The following is a 21,581-nucleotide window of genomic DNA, read 5'->3' on the forward strand; positions in this document are numbered from 1 at the left end:
TACAACCGATTATATTTTCAAAAGTCACAGAGATTCCCCCCTAGCCCCTTTCACCTCAGACTGAACTTTCATTTTGTACACTCAAACCTATCCCTAATATCCCTACAAGACCTAAATTAACAAAGTGACTAATTCATTTTAGGAATTCTAGGTAAAATAGGGATCGATTTAAGCAGATAATAAACTCCACTAAAATAAAGAACCTTGAATCGGACGATTTACAATGGGCTCTTTTCCATCACTAATTTCATAACCCATTGCTTTATAACCTTTTAGTCGTTTCTTATACATATTTACCAACATAGGAATTTGATTATCCACGTAGTCATAAATTTGAACAATTTTTTTGGCATGATGTTTACGATGAAGACGTCCCGCATATTGCTGTAATGTACCCTGCCAGGATATTGGCATAACTAAGAAAAGAGTATCAAGCCTCGGATCATCAAAGCCCTCTCCGATAAACCTACCTGTCGAGATTATCAATCGTTCAGCCTCATCGGGGATTTCCGCTAACTCCTTCATTAAATCTTCCCGTTTTTTCTTTCCTAGTCCACCCTTTAGTACCTTTACATTGTGAGCAAACTTTTCAAATCGATTGGCTAGATATTCAACATGAGCAGTCCTTTCGGTGATAATTACTGGTGTGCGTTTTTCTGTTAAAGCAATTAAGACATCATCAAAAATTAGATCATTGCGCTTTTCATCATCGGTAATTGCATTATATATTTCTTGAATACCTTGAGCTTGAATTCCGGTAGAAAACATAAAATTAGTGTGCCTGGGAATTACTACATGATCAAAAGGTCTCTCTGCAGCACTTTTGCGAGGGTTATCCCGATATCGAATAGGGCCGCACTGCATAAAAACGATTGGGTGGTGACCATCTTTACGCACTGGCGTAGCGGTTAATCCCAAAATATACTTTGCTCGTGCTTTCTTAAGAACTTGTTCAAAACTATAGGCAGAAATATGATGACACTCATCAACAATGATCTGCCCATATTCTTCTACAAAACCTTTAACCTCATTTTGGTGAACCATACTCTGCAACATGGCGATATCAATATTTCCGTTTCTTGAATCCTTGCCATTTCCTACCTCACCGATTGAGTTAAGAGGTATCCCGAGGAAAACTGATAATTGTTCTTTCCATTGATCCATTAATTGGCTACGATGTACTAATATTAACGTATTTATTTTTCGATGAGCAATCAAATTAATGGCTACAACTGTTTTTCCAAAAGCAGTACTTGCGGATAAAACCCCGTTATCATGTGCTTCAATCTCTGAGAATACTACTTTTTGCCGAGGGTTCAAACTACCTAGGAAAGACACATCAATACTATCACCATAATTCCTATTGTCCTGCACTTCTACCTTTATATGATATTCCTGAAAGACTTTTAACATCTCATCAAAACAACCCCGTGGCAAGTCAATATAATTGGAAAAATCCTCTGAACAATCGATTACCCTAGGTTTATCGAAGGTCGGCAATCTCAATTTTTGTGCTTTATAAAATTCAGGATTACTAAATGAAGCTAATCCTCCTATTTTTTTAACTAAGACCGGATGGAGATCCTTCTTTTCAACATATATCAAATTATCAATGACAATTTGAACACTTGATGGTAAATTTTCCACCAAAGTAATATCCTGCTTGATGTTAGGCTGTTTCCAGGGGACCTCTTGATTTATCCAGTCTCCCATTTTACCTGCGTCCTTATTTTCACCACTATTTTCTTCAATAATCTGTTCAATTTTTTCTCTGCTTATTTTCCTTATTCCCTTGAGAAACGTCCACTGTTCCTGATAGGGATGAAAATTTGAATCAACGAAGGTACTATTTCCCGTTTTTCTCGGAATTCCTTGCAAAGGTAATGCAATTAGATTTCCAAACTCACCTTTAGGCAACGTATCTTGATTGGGAAAAAACCTGTCAAAAGAATTTAAATTAAACAACCGGTTCTTTTGCTGGGTACGGTTCAATATGACTCTACCCAGTTTTCTGGCCATAACAGTGGGAATCGGTCTATTAAAGAATATCCAAACATGACCTCCGTTTCCGGAGCGAGATCTCTCCAGAACAGCAGGGATATCCATTTCATAACACAGTTCAAGGAAAGCCTTCGAATCATTTTGCCAAGTCTTTTTATCAAAATCTACCGCCAAGAACCAACATGTCTCATCCTTCAAGAGAGGATATATACCAATGGTACATTTACCTTTTAAATGCTCTTTTATTACTTGGTCAGTTAATGACAATAGCACTCGGTTAGGACATTCTTGACATTTTACTTTTGGCTTAAAACAAATATCCGGCAGCCTTTGATTCTTGCATGCTGGTGAATATCCAGAACTTCCGTCCTGTCTCTCCCATCGGATTGCATATACATCCTCACGACCACGGAAAAGGTTCCGAAATAATTCAACCTTTGCTTGATCGCTAAGGTTATTGTCTATATCCACTTCGTTAATTTTATTTTTAAGCGACTCAGTTTGACGAAAAGTCTCGTTCTCATTTAATAGTGACTTTAAGTATTTGTTTTCAGATCGAAGATTTTGATTTTCCTTTTTAAGCTGAGCAATTTCTTTTAATGCATCGTCAATCTGTTGCATGAAAAGATTATTTTCAATATCGCTCATAAAACAAATCCCTTACTAATTCTATCTTAAACTGAGGGAACCCCTTTCTATTATAATCGATTGGCTATAATATTAAACTTTCCTACTTCTAGGTTTCATCTTAAGCTTACTGTCTTTCTATAATTCACTCTTGTCCCTGAAATCCCTACAATCCCTAATATTATCGTTCAGATTATCCACTAATTACATTTTAGGGATTCTAGGTAAAATAGGGATCGCTTTGGTCTATAACAACTGTTCAGATAGATATGTTATTTCGAATCCGTGCTTTATTTCACTTTCAGCGTCCGCAGGTACGCCTTTGCTTCGTCGCCAATCCTGTAGCTCTCAATCGCTTTCTGGATAGCTTTGTTGTGCGTCCACTTTTCCAAACGCTGTTCCTGGATGTAGGGCAAAGCTGCTTTGTACTGCTTGGCTAATGCCGTTGCAAAATACCAAGCAATCATCATGTTGACATAGTATTCGTCCGACCGGATACTCGCCACAAGCTCAAGCATTTCCGGGTGGAAATCGTCATCAAGATAGAAACTCATCAGTATTCCGATCCCAAATCGAACCGTATAGGTCTGGCCAGATATCAGCCAGACTTTGATTTTTTCGTAGAGCTTAGGCAGATTCTTTTTAAATATCTTCGGCGAAATCATGTCACAGGTTGCCCAGTTGTCTATGTACGGCAGAAACTCATCAATGGCGGCAATGCTGGCGTCATAATCCCTGATCGTTTCAATCAGGAAGCCATGCAGGTTATTTTCTTCGTAATACGCATGCGGCAGGGTTTTGAGAAAATCTAAAGCCTCCGGCGTTTTGGAAAATTCCCGGGCGAGTTTCCGTAGATCCGGCGTGCGTACTCCAATCACTGTTTCCGGGTTGACCGTCGGCATGAGTTTGCACGCAAACTCTTTGTATTTTAGATCCTGTAACTCGAATAGTTGACGTCGGACTACTTCTACTGTTTCGCTCATATCGTTTTACCTTTCTATGTTTTTAATCCTAGTTGTCTCATGTTGGATTAGAGCGTTAACTTGATACAAAAAAGTTATACCTAGACTTTCTGCAACGGAAACATAGATAGATTTAAAATAAATTCATGTTGATACAAACTAGCATCTATAAATATTTGCCGCAACATTTTTTGTATTTTTTCCCAGAGCCACAAGAACAAGGAACGTTCCTACCAAGTTTAGACCCTATACGTTTGTATGTTCCATGTATAGCTGACCGATCTTTCACGAATGCCGGAATTTCAAAGGAATATCCAGCGTAGCAAAATGTTGTCAGAGCATATTCAAAGCCGTGAGGTGCAGAAAGTAAATATCCCCTGTTTTTTACAATCTCAAATACTTCACGGACATTACTTTTTCTTTGGAATAAATCTAATAGTGTTTTCAAACTGATAACCGGAATATTTGTATTGTTTACTCTAATCCCCATTTTGGAAACTACACAGCCGATAATTTCAGGTGTGTTTTCTAAATCAGTGATATTAAATACTCTACTACAAAAATCAGCGCAATTATTATACGCAAAGTCTAATATGGCAGAAATCTGATTGCATCCATGCTCTAACTCTTGGGTTCTAGCGAATACTTCTTGAGTTGAATCGGATACCACAAGCCATTTCAATTCACTAACTAAAATGGTATTGCTTGTCATATCCCATATTGAATAATCAGCATCAGGTAGACGATTAGGCAGTGCTTTATTAGTCGCTATTTTTATATTTGGCAGGTTTTCGATAGCTGAGGAAAACTCATTCTGCATAATCCCTTCACGCAGATTAGTCAAATCAAAATATGATTTATCTCTAAGTTTATGAATAAGCGAAATGAGGTTGCGTTCAGGTCTACTTGCCAAAATCAGATGTGGTGCCAGAGCCAGTCTAGTTTTGTCAACTAAAACAAAAGGTTGATATACAATATCGTTGTTTGGCAACTTGTTATTATACGTCAGAAGACTCAAAATTGAGTGTATAATGTCAATTGAAATACTAGCTTTTTCAGCCACAATCTGTATGAATTCGGAAGGAGCTTTTACTATGACGGCCTCCTCCACATCGGCTCCTTGAATACCACTTTTTAAACAAGCCGTCATATGAATGATGCTTAATGTTGCAATTGCAACCCAAAACCTTTTGAAATCCCCAATTGTGAATAGATCGAAAGCCCATTCTTCTGGCAGTTCACTGGTTTGTATCCATTGACGTTCCATAACCTTTTCATAAGAATCCCATATTTCATTATCTATTGAATAGCTAATATGTGCATCTTGAAACCGAATCGAAGCTATCAATTTTTGACTTACCACTGATAAGTTTACTGTTGGCGCAAATTGAAGGCCAGTAGCTTGATCTCTTAAAATGGTTTCCATCATATCAGCAATCACAATTTTTCGATTTTCGGGGTTGTCTAAAAAAGTAATCTTCTTTTGGCTTTCGTTAACTTGAGCAGAGAAATTACCTCTCGAATAACTAATGTAAGCACTACATATGGGTGAATAAGATCTTGCCTGTTTCTGAAGCAGATCCGCAACTTCGATGTAGCGCTCGGGAACAACAGTCATATCTAGAACGTCATCATGAGAACTAGGACAGTCTTGGTATATCCACTGAATAAGAATGTTAAGCGCATCCAACTGTTGTCTAATTAGAAATGAAAATTCAAGACTGTCGCCAGTTAATGCGAGTTCGGTAGCTCCGCCCAAACGGCAAAAATCCTCGAAAACGGTAAGTGCATTATATAGTGCTGTCTTTCTATTTAATAAAAAAATTGGGCTTTGCTTATGATATTCATCAATTACCATTTCAACTTCACGAATATATTCTGACATATAAATCCATACCGGTTCGGCTATCCGGCTCAAATGAAATAGAAATAAAAACGGAAACCGCAGATTTAACCGTTCTATACTGATAACAAGGTGCTTCCGATTATTGTCCTTAACTTCACATCAGGGACATTAGCAAAACCTATGAATGCGCCTTTAGCTGGAATATTTGATTTTAGGGATTCTAGGTAAAATAGGGATGGCATAAAGAGTATAAAACCTACTCTGAAGCTGGAACACTAAACTGCAATAAAAGTTCATCGAGTTAATAATGAGTCTTGGTTCTCTGCAACCGTCTATTTGCCATCTCGCTCAGCTTTTTACCACCACGCATCGTAGCGGCTTTCTTGTATCCTAGTCCTTCATCATAATAGTTGAATCTATTGAACTAAGAGATGAATCTATTTGATCAAGTTTATTACACACGTCAGTCAGATCATAGCCGATAGCACCTTTAATTCCCTCAACTGTATTCACAAGGTCTGAAATACTAGTAAAGCCACTATCGGTTAGCCTATCAATTTTATCATTCAATTCTGCCAAAAGATCCCTTATCTCACCCATAATGCCAATTAGTTCATCCATTTCCTTGCTCCTCTCAAATTCATTTTAACCATTTTCATTTTAAAAGTTTGACCAAAAGTGCAATAGCATTAACCTCTGATTAACAAAGGAAATCTTTCACCATAATCCTAAATAATACAATCATCGAATATTAATTCCCAAATACTTGCTAACCATTCGTGCAAATTCATCTCCACAAATGATATCAATTTCCTGTCCGTAACGATCTATGAGCTTATCTTTTGGGAGATCTGCATACGAAAATACAAGAAAGTTTCGATCTTCTAGTTCATATAACATATCCAAATCGTTTCGAGAAAGAGTTCTTTCCTCAAATAGGCATCCTATTGCAAACTTTTCATCCTCATCTCTTATACACTGCATTGCATAAAAATTTGGATAGCTACCTGATGATTGTATAATTCTAAATCGCATTTTTGCTATTAGTTTTTTTACAAGACCAGAAAAGTCTGTTTTGGTTATATTCAAACTCATACTAATATTTTTATCAAATTCTTTATTAGAATCCGATAATTTATCTGAATATTTCAACAATAAATCACCAATTGCAATATGTTCGCAAGAGATGTTCCTTAACAAAAGCCCAATTGAATCTCCCTCAAAAGCTTCACTAATGATATTTCTATCCTTTTCAATAGCTAAAACATGTGCCGTCTCTTTATAATTACCAATTACTTCAATGACATCTCCTGAACTAATAAAACCTGATTTCACAACTCCAGTTACTACAATACCCCGATTCTTTATTTCAAAAATATCTTCAACAAACATCTTAAAAGCTAGACTATTACTCAATTTACATTCCTCCTCTCTTTAATAATAATCTTTCCGTCAGAATTTTTGACCCTGCCAGTTTCTATTAGGTATTCGCAGGCTTTTTGCATCGCCTGTGTTATATTTCCTCCTGTTCTATTAAACCCAAATGTGCGTGCAGTAGCTACATACAAATCGTCTCGAACAATACCAAAGCACTTATTGGCAATTTGAAACATTGCTTCAGCAAGTTCTTCGGTGCTTATGTAATTTATCTTGCGTCCAGTATCATTTTGTTTTGTGATTCGTACCGGAATCTTGTTAGTACCTTTAACCCAGCAAAAATCACCCCTTCGGTCAACAAATGGGGAGAGCTTATTGTTAATAATAAACTCTGCTGAATTCCGTACTTTTACAGTTGCTTTTTGGTTTCCAAACAGAAAGGCAATTCTCTTACAGAGAAGCTCAAAATGAATCGGGTATTCATTTTTGATTACGTGGTCAATTACTTTGGTAAGATATATTGCGTCGTCTGGATGCCTATCAATCTCATGAATATTCGCCTCTTCGTAATACTCAAACCCATAAGGATTATCGCTTGATGCTTCATCACCACTTACATTTTCTATTGAACTTTCGATAGTCAAAAACTCTTCTTGAGATTCAAAGCTTTTGTTATCCTCATAATCATTTCCAACATTGAAATCAGCGTCAACATATTTTGATATAGCTTTCTCTACTGCCTCTATAAGTTTTTGCCCTTCTGATACGGGATCTTTTATCCAATCGGTTGACCATATTCTATATATCTTCCAGCCTATATCTTCAAGCACAGTTTGACGCAGTCTGTCACGTTCTCTAGCTGTTCTCGCTGAGTGATATGTCGCACCATCGCACTCGACACCGAGTACAAATCTTCCACTAAGTTTTGGGTGTTTTACCGCCAAATCAATTCGATATCCTGAACACCCCACCTGTGTTGCCACGCTATAACCTCTTTTGACAAGATAATCATAAACTGATTCCTCAAAAGGAGAATCAACCTCTACGATATCTGAATAGTTCAACTCTCTTTGCAATATTTCGGCTCCATTTATAGCAAACTCTATATAGGAACGAAGCATCTTGACGCCTTCTGAATTAGTATTTTCAACCTTTATATCAGTAGGGTGAATTGAGCCTATAAGTTTGACATTATATTTAGCTCTCGTTATTGCTACGTTTAAACGACGATAACCACCGTCTCTACTGAGAGGCCCAAAATTCATATACATTACGCCATTATGGTCTTTCGCATATCCAATGCTGAATATAATAGTATCTCGTTCGTCCCCTTGTACATTCTCAAGGTTCTTAACAAAGAAGGACTCTTCTCTATCCTCACTAAAAAAAGGTTCAAACTGTTTATGCTGTAAACGAATCTGCCTAATAGCGGTTTCCACAGCCTGCTGTTGTGCCCCGCTGAATGTTACAACTCCCAAGGAGCGATTAGGAAACTTCCTGATATGTTCAAACACCAAATCAGCTACCTTCTTAGCCTCATTAATGTTATCTTTCTTGCCGCCCCTGTCATAAACACCATCTAATACATGGATGTATTCAACACCATAATTCGCTACTCTATCTATGTTGGAAGGGAAAGTGATGAGGTCATAATTATAAATTTTTGCGTTTGAGAAAGCGATCAGATGTTCATGGCGGCTTCTATAATGCCATCGCAATGTTCGTTCTGGCAAAACAGTAACCGATTCATCAAGAATAGACTCAAATGCATCTGCATCATCGTACTCATCTTCATCTGAGGTATCGTAATCGCCGTCAGATGTATTAGCCGCAAAGAAACTTGTTGGAGGAAGTTGCTTACTATCCCCTGCAATGACCACTTGATTTCCTCTCATAATTGCTCCGATTGCATCCTCTGTACATACTTGCGAAGCCTCATCGAAAATTATCACATCAAAGTTATAGCTTTTTGCTTCCAAAAAGAGACTAACAGAAAGTGGGGACATCATTAAACATGGTTTGAGGGTGAGTAATAGGTTAGGTATAGCCTTAAACAGTTTGCGCAGAGGCATAATCTTTCTCTGTTTGCTGAGCTCGCGCCTCAGTACTCCAACTTCATCAACTGCCGTTGTTGCTCTGTTTAAATCCGGCAATCTTGACACAAGACGCTCTTTTACTCTTGAACGTGCAATTGCTTGTTGCATCAAGTCCAATTTATAGAATTCCTTGATAGTATCCTCCTGGTTACGGCGTCGAAATGAATAAACCGCTGGATAATTCTGAATGACGGAATCAAGCCAGAGTCTATAAAAACGCTTTAAAAAGGCATCGACTATTAATAACTTGCCAATCTTCATTGTTTCGATTTTTTCTATGTAATCTGACAATCCCTCTTTTTCACATTCCTCTTTACAGCTTCTAAAGTCAATCCACTCTTCCAAGGAATAAATACTATTTAAGCATTTTTCAATCCTAGTAAGTAGTGCATGAAGGTCAGCATTGAGCAACTCGTCTTTATCATCAAAAAGATTTATAAACCAATTCCACTCTTCAGAAATGTCACTAAGTTTTTGTCGCAAAATACTCATGCCCTCGGTTGCTGCTGACATTGAGATTGAATCTGAACAAATTCTCTCTACGAAAGATCGAGAAAGAGAATATTTTGCGATCAACTTTTTGAAGTCACTAGACCAAGTAAGGGAATGTAGAATTGTATCCCAATCAGTATTAAGGCCGTTAAATAGAAATTCATAGTTGCTTTTAAGGCTCTCACTTTGAGTATCAATAGAGTGGCTTATAGTCTGAAGTCTATCTAGCTTGGCAATATTTTCAATAGCTTCCTCAATTGTTATACCTTGTTGACTATACATGATCATTTTGTCATAGATATCTCTAAGAATTTTAAATACTGTGAGGGTATTCACCATGACTTGTTGTAATTCGGTAATCTCTAGATTATTAACTTTCAGCGAAGTAGAAAACATTTTGTTGATGGACGATACGATATCACTATTCGTAATTAAAGATAGCGCATCATAAAGCGATTTAATCTCTGCGTTATTAGTTCCATCTGTCAACAAAAATTCTTTTACCTTTTGCGGCAATTGTTCACCTGAAAAATAAGAGATGATGGATTCGAAATTACCAATTGCCTTTTCAAGTATGCCCCAGTCAGTGTGATCAGCCATATAATGCATTCCGAGAAGTGTTGTAATCAGTTCTTTGTTGTCGCCAATCCAAGCATTTTTATCGGCTATTTCTTTGAGTTCGTTCAGTACGGATATTATCGAAGCATCATCGATCTTCTTAGGCATATCGTTGGCGAGGGCTCGAATTGTATTCCTGTCGGATCGATATTTCTTCTTAAACAGCCTAAAAACCGAAGTATATTCCGTTTTAAATCTTTTAAGCATTGAAGAATAATCTATTGTTAGAATCTCTCTATCATATCTGCTTGTTACTGACTTTATAGCATCATCCAACTGGCAATGTATTTCTTTTGTTTCGGCAGACAGTTTCTTAACCACACCAAATTTATCCGCTTCAAACCATTCTGTGGTCGGATTTGGCCTTGATAGCATACAGCCAAGTAACTCATACATTGAAATATGTGAGTTTAGATTATTCAGCTGCCTCAAGTCAAATTTCTCTGAGATACTCACTCCAGCAGTTTTGGCTTTAGACAATTTCTCAATCGAGTTTTCCAATAAAATGATTACGTCTTTTACTGAGGAAATTATCTCAGAATCACTAAAAAATGTTTCATTATTTATGTATTCCTTTACATCATTAAGAGAAGAGCGAAACTCTTGCAGTATAATTCCTGCAGGCAAGTCAAAATAGCCTTCATTATATTTAGAAGAAAGCTCACTCATTAGGCTTTGATATTCCGCTTTGAGATTTCTAAAAGATTCTGCTTGCGTGATAAGGGGGGAAATGTCTTCTTCGTACATCCAACTAACTGGAACTTTTGGTGACTTTGCTGATAGCTCTAATATTTTTATCAGTTCATTTGTAGCAACAATCGAGGATTTTTTATCAAGGTCTAAACTGTTATTAATAGAGTCATATGTTTCTGAAAGTGTATTTATTTTAGGTACTAATCTTCTAAGGAATGTTTCTACATCGTGACGCAGCTCGTGCGATACATTAGGTACATTGCAGCTTCTCCAAGGGTTGAGCGCATAGTCTTCGCTCATTTTTCCTATGGTTTTTGAAAGTTCATTTAGTAAATAGACATATCTATTTAACTTTTGAGGGGTAGTATCGGCAACACCTTCGATTGAAAATATTACGTCGGGAGTTTCATAAAGCTTTGCTAGTTTGCCGTTAATATCATAAATCGATTTATTAAGTGGCTCACAGAGTGTATGTAACTCGGCATTATATTGATTGAGCTTGTCGCGCTGATTCTGGAGCAACTCAAGTTGATATACCGCTTCGTCTTGTACTTTAATCCTATTTAAAGATAAAGTTTTACCAAGCTCATTTAAAACCTCTTTTTTATTGGCTTTATGACTATGCAGAGTTAGACAGAAATCTGCCATTCCAGCCTGGGACAGACGCTTATGAACTACGTCAAGAGCTGCCAGCTTTTCTGAAACAAATAGAACCTTTTTCCCATCTGCTAAAGTCTCAGATATGATATTGGTTATGGTCTGGCTTTTTCCTGTTCCAGGCGGTCCCTGCAAAACAAAACTTATTCCTCTTTTTGAATACAAAATGGCGTCCTGTTGGCTTGAGTCTGCGTCCACTATCTGATATGTATCAATTGGTCTTGTTTTGTTATCATGGTCATAATTATCGTATTCCTCCGAGAGAGTCTTTATATGCGACGTATCGCCTGATAATGCTTTAATTACGGGGTGGGCTTCAATTATTTCTTTATTATTATCCAAATCCTTATACATATTAATTTTCAAGAAGGATAGGAGACTTAAACTAGTTTCAAATGCTACATCCCACTGATTTTTAATCGCTATTTCATTTATACGCCTTAGATATTCCATAATATCATCTTCATGATCATCAAACTCAGGTAGATTGATCCCGAAATCATTTTCTAATTTATAAATAAGGGTAGGATTGCTCACAATTTCATCATCATGAAGGCTTAAAACAAATGGAGAAGATATTGACTCTAGCTTGAGTATCACCGGTACAAGAACTATTGGTGATGTTATTATTTGCTCAGAATCGCTACTCTCCTTCCACTTCAAAAAACCAAAAGAGAGATAAAGAATATTTACGCCTTGCTCTTCTATGGCAGTTTTTGCTTTGTCTCTTAGGTTTCTCAGAGTTTTCTGTTGCTCTTTAATTGAGCGATTTGATTCAAGATCACCTTTATTAACTAAACTATTAGACTCATCGCCATGGTCTTCATAATTTTCGTCTGTGGGGAATGGAAATGCCAGATCATTTCCATTATGCACAAGACTTATATACAAATCTGCTAAATCAGGAGAAACAATCTTGATATTAGAACGTTTAGTCTCCCTGTAATTGATAAGCCTGTTTCTCTTTCCTAGATCAAGTAGGCGTTTTTTCCATTTGTCAATTCTAATATCAATTACAGTCATGTCGTCACCTCATAAAGAATTATGTTTAATTAGGTTATTTGAGTATTATGATCAAATGAATTTTATGACCAAATCTAGTAACAAGTAAGTTAATACGTAGTTCTAACGTCTTGTATTGATATTATCATTATACCTTGGCTTCTAGACATTCCATTGAAATCACTCCGCCATGCCATATCTTTCCTTCGCTATAATCTAATGATAGCACCTGATTATACCCAATTCCACATTTTTCAGGGATTTTTTAGATCTACTCATAATTAAAAAGCACCCGCTTTCGTTCAGCAGATGCTCCAATGATTTCAAACTGTCTTTATAATTTCTTGAACTCTTCCAATTTGCCCATCCTCAAGTCTTACTTTAATTCCCCTCGGATGTTTCTGGGAGTTTGTTAAGATATCTTTGACAATACCACGCGTTCTTTTTCCTGTCCTTTGGTCTTCTTTTAAAACAATATCTACTGTGATTCCAGCATGGATATTACTTCTTATTTGGCCATCCAATCTTCTTAGTCCTCCTACTATAATTAAGCGAGTTTAATTAATTCCTTAACTATATTCCCCCATGCACTCTATCACTATAAAAGGACAATAATTTCCTCAAACCAGCCTATATCAATTTCTTATAAATTACTCTACTTGCTGCATAACCACCATTAGCATATATTTTTCCAATAGTAGGTAATCCATTCTTGTTATAAAACCCAACTAAATCTTCGTAGGATATATTACCTCCTGGTACAACTTCTCCATTTATTGCTTTTATTGGTTTTATCCAGTAATATTTTTCTCTATACTTAACACCTAGTGAAAGAATTCGATTATTTATTGCACTTATGATATTTTCTAAATGTTTTAATCACTAGCCTTGCATGAAATATATAATGATTTGTCAAGTGCAGTCTTACAGTGATATGTCATGAAAACTGCCTAATAACAGCTGAAATATGCTAAAAATCCTGTTTTTTGGTATAAAAAAGCCTTATAATTAGAGATGGAGTAGTTCTTGTCCAAATCTAAGTATAAGGAAAAACAAAAATGCAGGACAAGAATACCACGGAATCCACTTTTTTTCAATTGTTAGGACCCATTTTATCTCAGGATCTTTGGCGAAAAATTAGCCGAAACGTTGAGTTCGTCGATAAGTATGTTAAGAAGTTAAAAACCGTTCAGCTCGTCCAACTGGTGATCAATGCAGAAATACAAGAATATACAAGTCTGGACGAGATCAGCAACAGTTTAAACAAAGATGCGTTTGCCAAAGCCATCCACTTGGACTCCATTAGTACTTCTCAGATTTCTCGTCGATTCAGAGACATGTCAACCAATGTCGCAGATATTATTCATAAAAGCATTGTACAAACGTTAGGCGTAGAACAGGGTTTCAAGACTTTACGTCAATCATTAGGTCGCATCTACTTAATTGATGCTTCGACCATCAGTCTTTGTCTTTCCCAATACTTATGGGCAGACTTTAGAGAGACGAAAGGTGGGGTGAAACTCCACCAACGAATTCGATTTGATGGCGATCCTATACCGGATGAAGCCACGATTACAGTCGCTCGTAAATCCGACAAAAGTCAACTGGAATTCCTGGTTGTTGAGGATGAGGATGCCTTAAATGTTTTTGATCGGGGCTATTTAGAGTATAAGCAGTTTGATCGTTATTGCAGGGACGGCATTCGTTTTGTCACTCGCTTAAAAAATAACGCCTGTGTTGAAGTTCTACAAGAACTTGAGGTTGACGAAGAGAGCATCATAGAAGAAGACCTCATCGTACGTCTCGGTAAAAGGAAAAAACGAATGGAATCCGACTTAAGGCTTGTGGTCACGAAGGATACCGAAGGTAAAGCCATCATGATTTTAACCAACGATTTTAACATAACGGCTGAAGAGATCGGCGATATCTATCGCTACAGGTGGCAAATAGAACTTTTCTTCAAATGGATCAAGCAACATTTGACGATTAAGCATCTGTTTGGTAAGAGTAAAGCTGCAGTTGTGAACCAATTGGTTATCGCCTTAATTACCTATTGTTTGATGATGTTGGTCAAGTATCGATCGGCCTACCAAGGTCCTTTGCTTGATATTCAACGACTCTTAATTACGTGTTTATACGAGCCCTTCACCACCTTCGTGCAAAAACTTCACAGGAAAGGTTACCCAACGAAGGGACGCCAGCGTCAGGATCCTGAACGGATCTACTTAGAAACGTTGAATCAAGTACTTTCTGGAGAGTTGGATGACCTTTTCTTTAGCATCGAGATTTTCTAAATGCCAAAACAAATAAATGTAAAAATGTGGATAAGAACTACCTCTTAGGTGGTGGTCAACTTTCTCAGGGAAAGAAAAAACTATTGGATGTATGTACCAAATAAGGATGTTATAAGAAACATAAAGTCTTCCTGATTTCCACTTGACAAGGGCAGATTATTTTAATGCAACCCTAGTGTGTTTTAATATAAAAGTTCCATGACCCCTTCTGCTATTGTAAGATTGGAAATCACATATGTGAACTTGAGGGCCAAGTTCTTGGATTCCATCGACTTCTTTGATAACTTTTGTTCCACTTAGAACAAGACCACCATATTCCTCATAATTAAGGTGTAAAACTGTTTGTTTATGAAACGGATATTCTCCCTCTCCTGAAAAGACAAAGATTGTTTCCACTGGTGAGTAGCTATCTTGTTTAATGAAACTATCAACATTGAAGTATAAAGCAATTAAAGCATTGTACTTGTCTCTGTGGAATTTAAAATAGATTCGATCGCTCTTAAAAATTCTATACTTTTCATCTTCATAATTAGAACAATAAATTTGTACTTTCTTTATTATCGCTAGATCATCATTGTATTGCTTTATTCTAGAATCAATTTCCTCACTTAACTTTCCGAAAGCATTATCCTTGCTCTCCAAAGCGATTTTGCATACATTTGTGCTCAACTTACACTCTGATAGTGAAGGAATCTGAATATCCTTACCACTACTGATTATTTTATTGAGCTCTTTGTCTTTAACCACATTCCAATATGAACTATCTAAATAGTCTTCTCTAAATCTCAATACCACTTCTATATTATTGCTCTCAATACATTTATCTAGTTTTGCTTGTATTTTGGATAGGTTACTTAGACACAATTTTGCGAGTTCGATATCTTCACTTTTTCTTTCAATAGTATAGAAAGGGCACTGCCCAATTTTATTTCTTCCCCAGCAAGTCATTGACTTTATCAATTTCATCTTCTCCTCAAATATGTACTACTTACTTTTATATTTATAGATATTTAAGCCGTACATATTTAGAAGTATTCTCTAATCTAAGAAATAAATAATTTCAATGAAGTAACACCAACGTGGGTTGGTGTTGATGAATTGAATGTCATTGAAGTAATATCAACGTGCCTGGAGTGCTTGATTTGTCGGGTTTGAAAACACATACATATAGGTTCGGGAAACTAAAGTCCTATAAATTTATCGCTAGTAATAAACTTCAAAACATTAAAACTTAATACAGTCCTATATTAACTTTTAATTTTAAAAAGGGATTCTCGTAAAATCTCAACAGAGTTTAAAAATTGTTCCTTTTCAATCTCATTCATATTTAATGGTAACCGTCTCAGTATACCCTCTTTACCAATAATACTTGGTATACTGAGTGCTACTCCTAACTTCTTGTACTCATCATCAAGCAAGGCCGAAACAGTTAACACGCTTCGCTCATCGTGTAAAATAGCTCTCAAGATCCGCGTACAACTCAAACCGATACCATAATATGTGGCCCCCTTTCGATTGATTATTTCGTAAGCTGCCCTTCGCACTTCGGATATTACCCTTTCCTGAAAATTAATTTCACAGGTTCTATTACACTCATTGCATAGTACTCCGAAAGGTGTTCCAGCCACATTGACTGAACTAAATAATGGAACCTCTGAATCTCCATGTTCCCCTACAACATATGCATGAATATTTGCAGGACTAATTTGGCAATGCCGGCTAAGAATATAACGAAAACGGGCCGTGTCTAAAACTGTTCCCGAACCGATAACTCTATGTGCTTCAAACTCGGGATAAGTTCTCGCAATAGTTGTTAAAATATCTACAGGATTTGATACTATTAGAAGAATGGCATGCCGTTCTACCTTTAATATTTGCTCCAATATTGTTCGAAGTATGTTCACATTTCTTTGGGTTAGATCAAGACGAGTTTCACCAGGCTTTTGACTTGCCCCTGCAGTGATCACGATAACATTTGCCCCAAGGCAATCTTCATATTCGCCTGCTCTAATCTCCATCGGACTAGTAAAAGGGAGGCCGTGGCTTAAATCCATAACCTCTCCTTTTGCTTTTTCTTTGTTAGAATCAATTAGTATCAATTCAGTACTTAGGCCTTGAATTAAAGTAGCATATGCAATACTTGATCCGACAAATCCACTTCCTATAATTACAACCTTAGTCGAATTCATAATAAAATAGTAGTCCTTTCTTATATAGTTGTAAATTAGGTATACCGTTGAAGGTAGTCACATTCACTATTCGGAAAGCTTTGTCATGTATGAATACGGGCATACTCAATACTATAAATCTGATTCAATTCCAGCAATTTCACTTCCTAATGGCTATCATACACACAATTAGGACTTTTATACTTCTTATGATGCAGGGCATCTGTAAGTACATGCCTGCTCCCAATGCTCAATGCTTATTATTTGTAACACTGCGGTACAGTTAAAATTGCAAATTAACGAAGGTAATATGTTCCCGATTAGAGCCGAGAATAGATGTCTTTGATCCATTAAAAATTGACAAAATTTATTAATGACCCAGGCGTAAATGCCTAGGTCATATTTTAAGTGTTACCTAATTATTAGACCGATTCTTTAGTTATAGACTTTATTAAATAGGTGTGCAAAATCCGTATTTGATGTCTACCCCCCAATAAACATTGATTCTTCACTGGACGTATATCTCTATGTAGAATACTATTTGATTCTAAATAATCAAATGCAGATACTACTTCTATAAAAATATCATGCCACTGTTTTCCCCAACCATCTGGCTCATATTTATCGATTGACACCCCATTAACATATTCCATCTGCAAATATTCAGTTTTCCACTCAGGGTATAAATAGTAATTATATACTCTAACTATGTTATGATGTGATATCTTAAAAAAAATCTTTATTTCATCTACGAATCGTAAGTAATATTCATTAACATAGTCTGAATTTTTAGGAATATACTTTTTAAATGCAAATAACATATCTGTGGTTTCATTCTCAAACATATGTGTATCACCTGTTCCACCATCACCAAGTGGTCTTATATATCTAAATTGCTTTTTTCTATCAAATTCAACAATCTCCCCTGATTTTAACATTAAAATCAACTCCTATTACTTACATTGCAAGATCGTTGTCCTTACCGACGACTATATTACAAATTGCCGGCGAAATATGGCGAAATAGTAAATTGAGAACAAAAAAGTGACCTACACTCACTGAGTATAGGGGAGAACCCTCAATCTTGCCACGATATTGATTTACAACCTCATCCCACCCAGAACATTCCTAAACCGCCACAGTTCCTCTTTATCAAGCCAGTTACACCCTTCCCCCATCTGGGAACGGGCGAGGCGATATTAGGGTGAATATTGATTGTATAGCATTATCCGGTTTAGGTCATCCTAAAAAGGCTGTAATGATTTGATAGGAGTGATAACTTTGGCCAAACCGGATGATCGGTCGGATAATGAGGAGCGCCTCCAGGATTCTATTGACCACACTTTTGCTAATTTACGGGAATCGGAGCATTACTTAGATGAGCATGCAGATGAGATTTCAGATGATGAGAGGCATGCTATTGAAGCTAAAAATGTTCGCCGCGAAGCAAGCATTAAAGATCAGATAAAGGAAAAAAAAGACGAAGCTCAACGGTAAGAGTATCATTTTATCTGCGTTATATTCACACGCAGCCCTTCCATTATGGGAAGAGGCTGCTTTTTCCGTTATAGGAAGATTTGAAATATTATGTCACAAAATTAAAAGAACTTATTGAGGAACCTTGCCAGCGTACTAGAAACAATTGGGTAAATCTCATCAAGCCTCCGAAGAAAATCTATTGTGATTTTCATTGACCGTGATTCCTGCTGTGTTAGGGCGACAAGACCGTCTTGGATATTTTCCTGAATAAGAAACTGCTCTTTTCCCTCCTCATTCATGACTATATGTTTTGGCGGTGGTTGAAAGGGTTTGTCCAAGGGTTGCCGCGACAAGAGTTACTGGATGACCTTGTTCAATAAGTATTGATGCAACACCATGTCGAAGATCGTGTAACCTGATATGGTGTAAACCACTTTTTGCCAAAACTCGATCTTTAGTTTTCTATCGCAAAGGTTCCATCTCCCTTTAAAATGTGCGATATGATGCAATGGCGCATGGATTGAAAACATAGTTTCAATTCCATGCGCCGCACGAGGGGCGACCAAAAGAAAGAGACAATCGACAGGAAAATTATAGGTTTCAATCCACGCCCCCATATGGGGAGCTTAGGAAGACTTCCTCCAGATCCACACCGTACTCGGACTGTGATAATTGGGCTTTTACCACAGGTATGCTCGCTCGTCTTCTATCATCCGATCCCCTGCCCGCTTTAAGTCTAAATTCGATGTCATCTATTTCAATAGTTCCTTGATCTTTAATATTCTTAACGTAGAGGTAAAGAGATCCGGTTACAGCTAAAAAGATTGTTAAAACAAAATAAACCGTTGCTAGAGATACATAAATAGTATAGTCATAAGTATTCATATGTCCTGTATTAAGGACCAACATTTTCGAATATCCCATTCCATAGAATAATAAAGAGAAAAAATAACAAATAGCTGTTACGTTTGGCACTATTACACCTCCACGTAATCAAGACGGCGATATTAAATGATCCGCATCTTCTTCATGTTTCCTTTTGTCCAATCATGTTACGGATCTGCGTTCTTTCTTCATTTCTCAAGCTTTTTCTTAACTATTTCATATAATTCTTACGAGCTAGTGATTTTTTTTAAGGGGGTCGCCACACTAATAATCGAGAGCAGTTTGAGAAGGATCTGGGTAACCGTAAATATTTTAATAACCAGGGTTTTTCTGTCCTCGATTGCAAGGCCATTTTTCAAGTGAAATATTAATTTGTTCCTTTCTTAACTATTATTTTTTCGATAATCTTGCTGAATAAGTTATCATTGAATTCCGTGAGGTTACCTCCTTGTGCCCCAAGTTCGGCTTCAAGTTCCGCAGCCCTAACCATTCGTGTATCTCGTTTATTGAGTTCAGCCATCCAATCAGATCGTTCCGTTTGAAGTTGAGTCAACTTTTTAACTAGTTCTTCGTGTTCAGTTTTTATAAGATTATGGTCTGAGTAACCTTTTTCTTCTATTAAAAAGAGTACCCGTTCTTGTTTGATGAGTTTCTCAATTTCCTCATCCAACTTTGCTATGCGCTCATTATCTAACTCGGTTAACTTTTCCCTTTCCAGCTTTGCCTCAGCAATTTAGCCTCTGTATGAATTTTGCCGCCACTGATTATAGATTTCAATGACCTTTCGGATTGTCCTCTATAAGTGTCTAATTATTGCTAAAGAAGAATACACCTTCCCCTACCCTAAAATCATAGATCCTATTAAATTGACTAATCTCTATGAACTGCTAAAGACCAATTCGTCTTTATACTTCATCAGATTTACAAAGCCAAGTGGACCCGGAAAGCGGGCTGTTCCATAAAGGAGAACACAAGAAGTGCTTCGCCTATGTAGCCAATACGGCTTGTGATCAGCACAACTTTGTCGTGGACTTCGTGGTGGGAACAGGCCCTTTAATTTTGCCACCAACATTCCCTTGGCAGAACGACCACCTTCGCTGCCCCCCACATACAACACTCGCCATTCGACAACCAGCTATCCTTTAAATCGAGGCGGCTATTTCTTCTTGAGCTTAGAGGGAACAGCAACTAGTTTTGCGTAGTTACTGTCAAACGGGAGTTTGACGGCTGGTAATCAATCTCGAAACTCTTATCTATTCCATCTTGAGATTTTTTTATTACCAATTACCTTCAGTTTTAAAATACCTTATCTCTTTGGCTCGAAAATTCCTCTAAATTTGCTATATAATGCAAGAATGAATATATCAACGCTTCCTGTTTTTGCCTATATAAGTAAAAAGTCCAGAGCATGTTAACACGCCCTGGATTATTATATTTCATATTTTCCCGCAAAGCCGTTTATTAACCCCGCTCTCGCAGGTGGGTGTTTTTAGTCTTCCTCTAGCAGTGGAGGCCTGACCTAATCAGTAAGTTTTTCAAATTCCCGAAACTTTAAATAGGATCAAAACCAAATTAAATCTTCGCACATCGCAGGTTTGAAGGAATTTCATTATAACAAGTTTAAGTTTTAAAAGCATTAGGAAGTTATGGTTAATTTTGAACGTAGGTATTTATACCCTTAGGCCATCAAACGTTCCGGTGTGGTGTTTAATTTTTACGTTCAAATTTAATAGTGCCTTATGTATAGATTCAAGAACATCCAACACTCTTTTCAGTACGATTTCTGTGACAAATTGTTTTTGATCAGACCTCTTCATTATTGGTACATTAATTTTTCCAGCCGTTGCTTGCTCAGCTTTAAATACGATTGAGAAATAGACAACCCCTGGTTCGCTACCTTCATTATTTAAATCGATATTTGTAAAAGTACCAGTTACTCCAATACTAAAATCAGCTTGGGTATTCTTCTGACCTGCTACTGCCATAGCCTTTGCGCACTCATAGCTATAAACACCGTATTTTTCAATAATATCTTCAGGAATTCCAATAGCTAATTTTTGATGATTTGAATACGTAACATAACCTCCTGGTGTGATATCCGATGCTCCTTCTACATCTGTAATCGTGGAAATGATATATCCTCCTGTACAACTCTCAACGGTTGTGATTGTTGCAGACAACTCTTTAAGTAGCTCTACAAGTCTTTCTGCACTCATTATAACTCTGCCTCCTAGAAGATGTGAAAAGCAAAAATATTATCTAAAATGTCACCCAGCATCCCGCAAACCCTATCCCACCTTCGAAAGAGCCCTTCGTTTGAAGACTCGCTACTCGCCAGGTAGGCCGGAGGAATTTCACCTCCAGCCTCCTACAGAACCGTGCAT

17 protein-coding genes are annotated in these 21,581 nt (G+C 37.0%); 2 read left to right on the forward strand and 15 right to left on the reverse strand.

Annotation, left to right across the window (positions count from 1 at the left end):
- Window positions 1–189 precede the first annotated feature (189 nt).
- From VZF35_RS05565 to VZF35_RS05595, 7 genes are all read right to left on the reverse strand, one after another.
- Window positions 190–2,649, reverse strand: coding sequence for a TOTE conflict system archaeo-eukaryotic primase domain-containing protein (locus VZF35_RS05565; protein ID WP_407311760.1), 2,460 nt, complete (start codon window positions 2,647–2,649; stop codon window positions 190–192).
- A 269-nt stretch (window positions 2,650–2,918) separates the two neighbouring features.
- A complete protein-coding gene (locus VZF35_RS05570) occupies window positions 2,919–3,611 on the reverse strand; it encodes a DNA alkylation repair protein (RefSeq protein ID WP_407311762.1) in 693 nt (230 codons plus the stop codon).
- Between the two features lie 145 nt (window positions 3,612–3,756).
- Window positions 3,757–5,475 (reverse strand): SEC-C metal-binding domain-containing protein, encoded by a 1,719-nt coding sequence (locus VZF35_RS05575; RefSeq protein WP_407311764.1) that lies wholly within the window; start codon window positions 5,473–5,475, stop codon window positions 3,757–3,759.
- A gap of 351 nt (window positions 5,476–5,826) precedes the next feature.
- Window positions 5,827–6,057 carry a hypothetical protein gene (locus VZF35_RS05580; RefSeq protein ID WP_407311766.1) on the reverse strand — a complete coding sequence of 77 codons (231 nt, stop codon included), beginning with the start codon at window positions 6,055–6,057 and terminating at the stop codon, window positions 5,827–5,829.
- Window positions 6,058–6,177: 120 nt separating this feature from the next.
- Window positions 6,178–6,852 (reverse strand): EF-Tu/IF-2/RF-3 family GTPase, encoded by a 675-nt coding sequence (locus VZF35_RS05585; protein ID WP_407311768.1) that lies wholly within the window; start codon window positions 6,850–6,852, stop codon window positions 6,178–6,180.
- Window positions 6,849–12,392, reverse strand: a complete 5,544-nt coding sequence (locus VZF35_RS05590; RefSeq protein WP_407311770.1) for a DUF4011 domain-containing protein — start codon at window positions 12,390–12,392, stop codon at window positions 6,849–6,851. Before VZF35_RS05590 ends, VZF35_RS05585 begins: the two co-directional genes overlap by 4 nt.
- Window positions 12,393–12,694: 302 nt before the next feature.
- A complete protein-coding gene (locus VZF35_RS05595) occupies window positions 12,695–12,895 on the reverse strand; it encodes a YwbE family protein (RefSeq protein WP_407311772.1) in 201 nt (66 codons plus the stop codon).
- 534 nt (window positions 12,896–13,429) lie between these two features.
- Between VZF35_RS05595 and VZF35_RS05600 the strand changes: the two genes are divergently transcribed.
- Window positions 13,430–14,665, forward strand: a complete 1,236-nt coding sequence (locus VZF35_RS05600) for an IS4 family transposase (RefSeq protein ID WP_407306410.1) — start codon at window positions 13,430–13,432, stop codon at window positions 14,663–14,665.
- A 156-nt stretch (window positions 14,666–14,821) separates the two neighbouring features.
- Here VZF35_RS05600 and VZF35_RS05605 read toward each other — a convergent pair whose 3' ends face one another.
- The 3 genes from VZF35_RS05605 to VZF35_RS05615 all read right to left on the reverse strand — a co-directional run bounded on the left by VZF35_RS05605 (window position 14,822) and on the right by VZF35_RS05615 (window position 17,771).
- A complete protein-coding gene (locus tag VZF35_RS05605) occupies window positions 14,822–15,613 on the reverse strand; it encodes a hypothetical protein (protein WP_407311774.1) in 792 nt (263 codons plus the stop codon).
- 299 nt (window positions 15,614–15,912) lie between these two features.
- Window positions 15,913–16,854, reverse strand: a complete 942-nt coding sequence (locus VZF35_RS05610) for an L-lactate dehydrogenase (protein WP_407311776.1) — start codon at window positions 16,852–16,854, stop codon at window positions 15,913–15,915.
- Between the two features lie 401 nt (window positions 16,855–17,255).
- A complete protein-coding gene (locus VZF35_RS05615; RefSeq protein ID WP_407311778.1) occupies window positions 17,256–17,771 on the reverse strand; it encodes a protein kinase domain-containing protein in 516 nt (171 codons plus the stop codon).
- 334 nt (window positions 17,772–18,105) lie between these two features.
- Here VZF35_RS05615 and VZF35_RS05620 point away from each other — a divergent pair, with 334 nt between their 5' ends.
- Entirely contained in the window at window positions 18,106–18,330 is a 225-nt protein-coding gene (locus VZF35_RS05620; RefSeq protein ID WP_407314474.1) for a small acid-soluble spore protein Tlp, read from the forward strand.
- A 101-nt stretch (window positions 18,331–18,431) separates the two neighbouring features.
- Here the strand turns inward: VZF35_RS05620 and VZF35_RS05625 are convergent, their stop codons facing one another.
- From VZF35_RS05625 to VZF35_RS05645, 5 genes are all read right to left on the reverse strand, one after another.
- A complete protein-coding gene (locus VZF35_RS05625; RefSeq protein ID WP_407311780.1) occupies window positions 18,432–18,611 on the reverse strand; it encodes a hypothetical protein in 180 nt (59 codons plus the stop codon).
- Window positions 18,604–18,756 (reverse strand): tyrosine-type recombinase/integrase, encoded by a 153-nt coding sequence (locus tag VZF35_RS05630; RefSeq protein ID WP_407311782.1) that lies wholly within the window; start codon window positions 18,754–18,756, stop codon window positions 18,604–18,606. Before VZF35_RS05630 ends, VZF35_RS05625 begins: the two co-directional genes overlap by 8 nt.
- 156 nt (window positions 18,757–18,912) lie before the next feature.
- Window positions 18,913–19,287 carry a hypothetical protein gene (locus VZF35_RS05635; protein WP_407311784.1) on the reverse strand — a complete coding sequence of 125 codons (375 nt, stop codon included), beginning with the start codon at window positions 19,285–19,287 and terminating at the stop codon, window positions 18,913–18,915.
- A 277-nt stretch (window positions 19,288–19,564) separates the two neighbouring features.
- On the reverse strand, window positions 19,565–19,867 hold the full coding sequence (locus tag VZF35_RS05640; protein ID WP_407311786.1) for a hypothetical protein: 303 nt from the start codon (window positions 19,865–19,867) through the stop codon (window positions 19,565–19,567).
- A gap of 1,000 nt (window positions 19,868–20,867) precedes the next feature.
- On the reverse strand, window positions 20,868–21,413 hold the full coding sequence (locus tag VZF35_RS05645) for a CinA family protein (protein ID WP_407311788.1): 546 nt from the start codon (window positions 21,411–21,413) through the stop codon (window positions 20,868–20,870).
- Window positions 21,414–21,581 lie beyond the last annotated feature (168 nt).

Origin of the sequence: Desulfosporosinus paludis, assembly GCF_045689965.1 — a bacterium.
Taxonomy (GTDB): domain Bacteria; phylum Bacillota; class Desulfitobacteriia; order Desulfitobacteriales; family Desulfitobacteriaceae; genus Desulfosporosinus; species Desulfosporosinus paludis.

What these genes read in the sequence shown, in the direction of transcription:
- VZF35_RS05565 (WP_407311760.1), bottom strand. Translation starts at nt 2,649, where the DNA reads ATGAGCGATATTGAAAATAATCTTTTCATGCAACAGATTGACGATGCA.
- VZF35_RS05570 (WP_407311762.1), bottom strand. Translation starts at nt 3,611, where the DNA reads ATGAGCGAAACAGTAGAAGTAGTCCGACGTCAACTATTCGAGTTACAG.
- VZF35_RS05575 (WP_407311764.1), bottom strand. Translation starts at nt 5,475, where the DNA reads ATGTCAGAATATATTCGTGAAGTTGAAATGGTAATTGATGAATATCAT.
- VZF35_RS05580 (WP_407311766.1), bottom strand. Translation starts at nt 6,057, where the DNA reads ATGGATGAACTAATTGGCATTATGGGTGAGATAAGGGATCTTTTGGCA.
- VZF35_RS05590 (WP_407311770.1), bottom strand. Translation starts at nt 12,392, where the DNA reads ATGACTGTAATTGATATTAGAATTGACAAATGGAAAAAACGCCTACTT.
- VZF35_RS05600 (WP_407306410.1), top strand. Translation starts at nt 13,430, where the DNA reads ATGCAGGACAAGAATACCACGGAATCCACTTTTTTTCAATTGTTAGGA.
- VZF35_RS05605 (WP_407311774.1), bottom strand. Translation starts at nt 15,613, where the DNA reads ATGACTTGCTGGGGAAGAAATAAAATTGGGCAGTGCCCTTTCTATACT.
- VZF35_RS05610 (WP_407311776.1), bottom strand. Translation starts at nt 16,854, where the DNA reads ATGAATTCGACTAAGGTTGTAATTATAGGAAGTGGATTTGTCGGATCA.
- VZF35_RS05615 (WP_407311778.1), bottom strand. Translation starts at nt 17,771, where the DNA reads ATGTTAAAATCAGGGGAGATTGTTGAATTTGATAGAAAAAAGCAATTT.
- VZF35_RS05625 (WP_407311780.1), bottom strand. Translation starts at nt 18,611, where the DNA reads ATGAATGAGGAGGGAAAAGAGCAGTTTCTTATTCAGGAAAATATCCAA.
- VZF35_RS05645 (WP_407311788.1), bottom strand. Translation starts at nt 21,413, where the DNA reads ATGAGTGCAGAAAGACTTGTAGAGCTACTTAAAGAGTTGTCTGCAACA.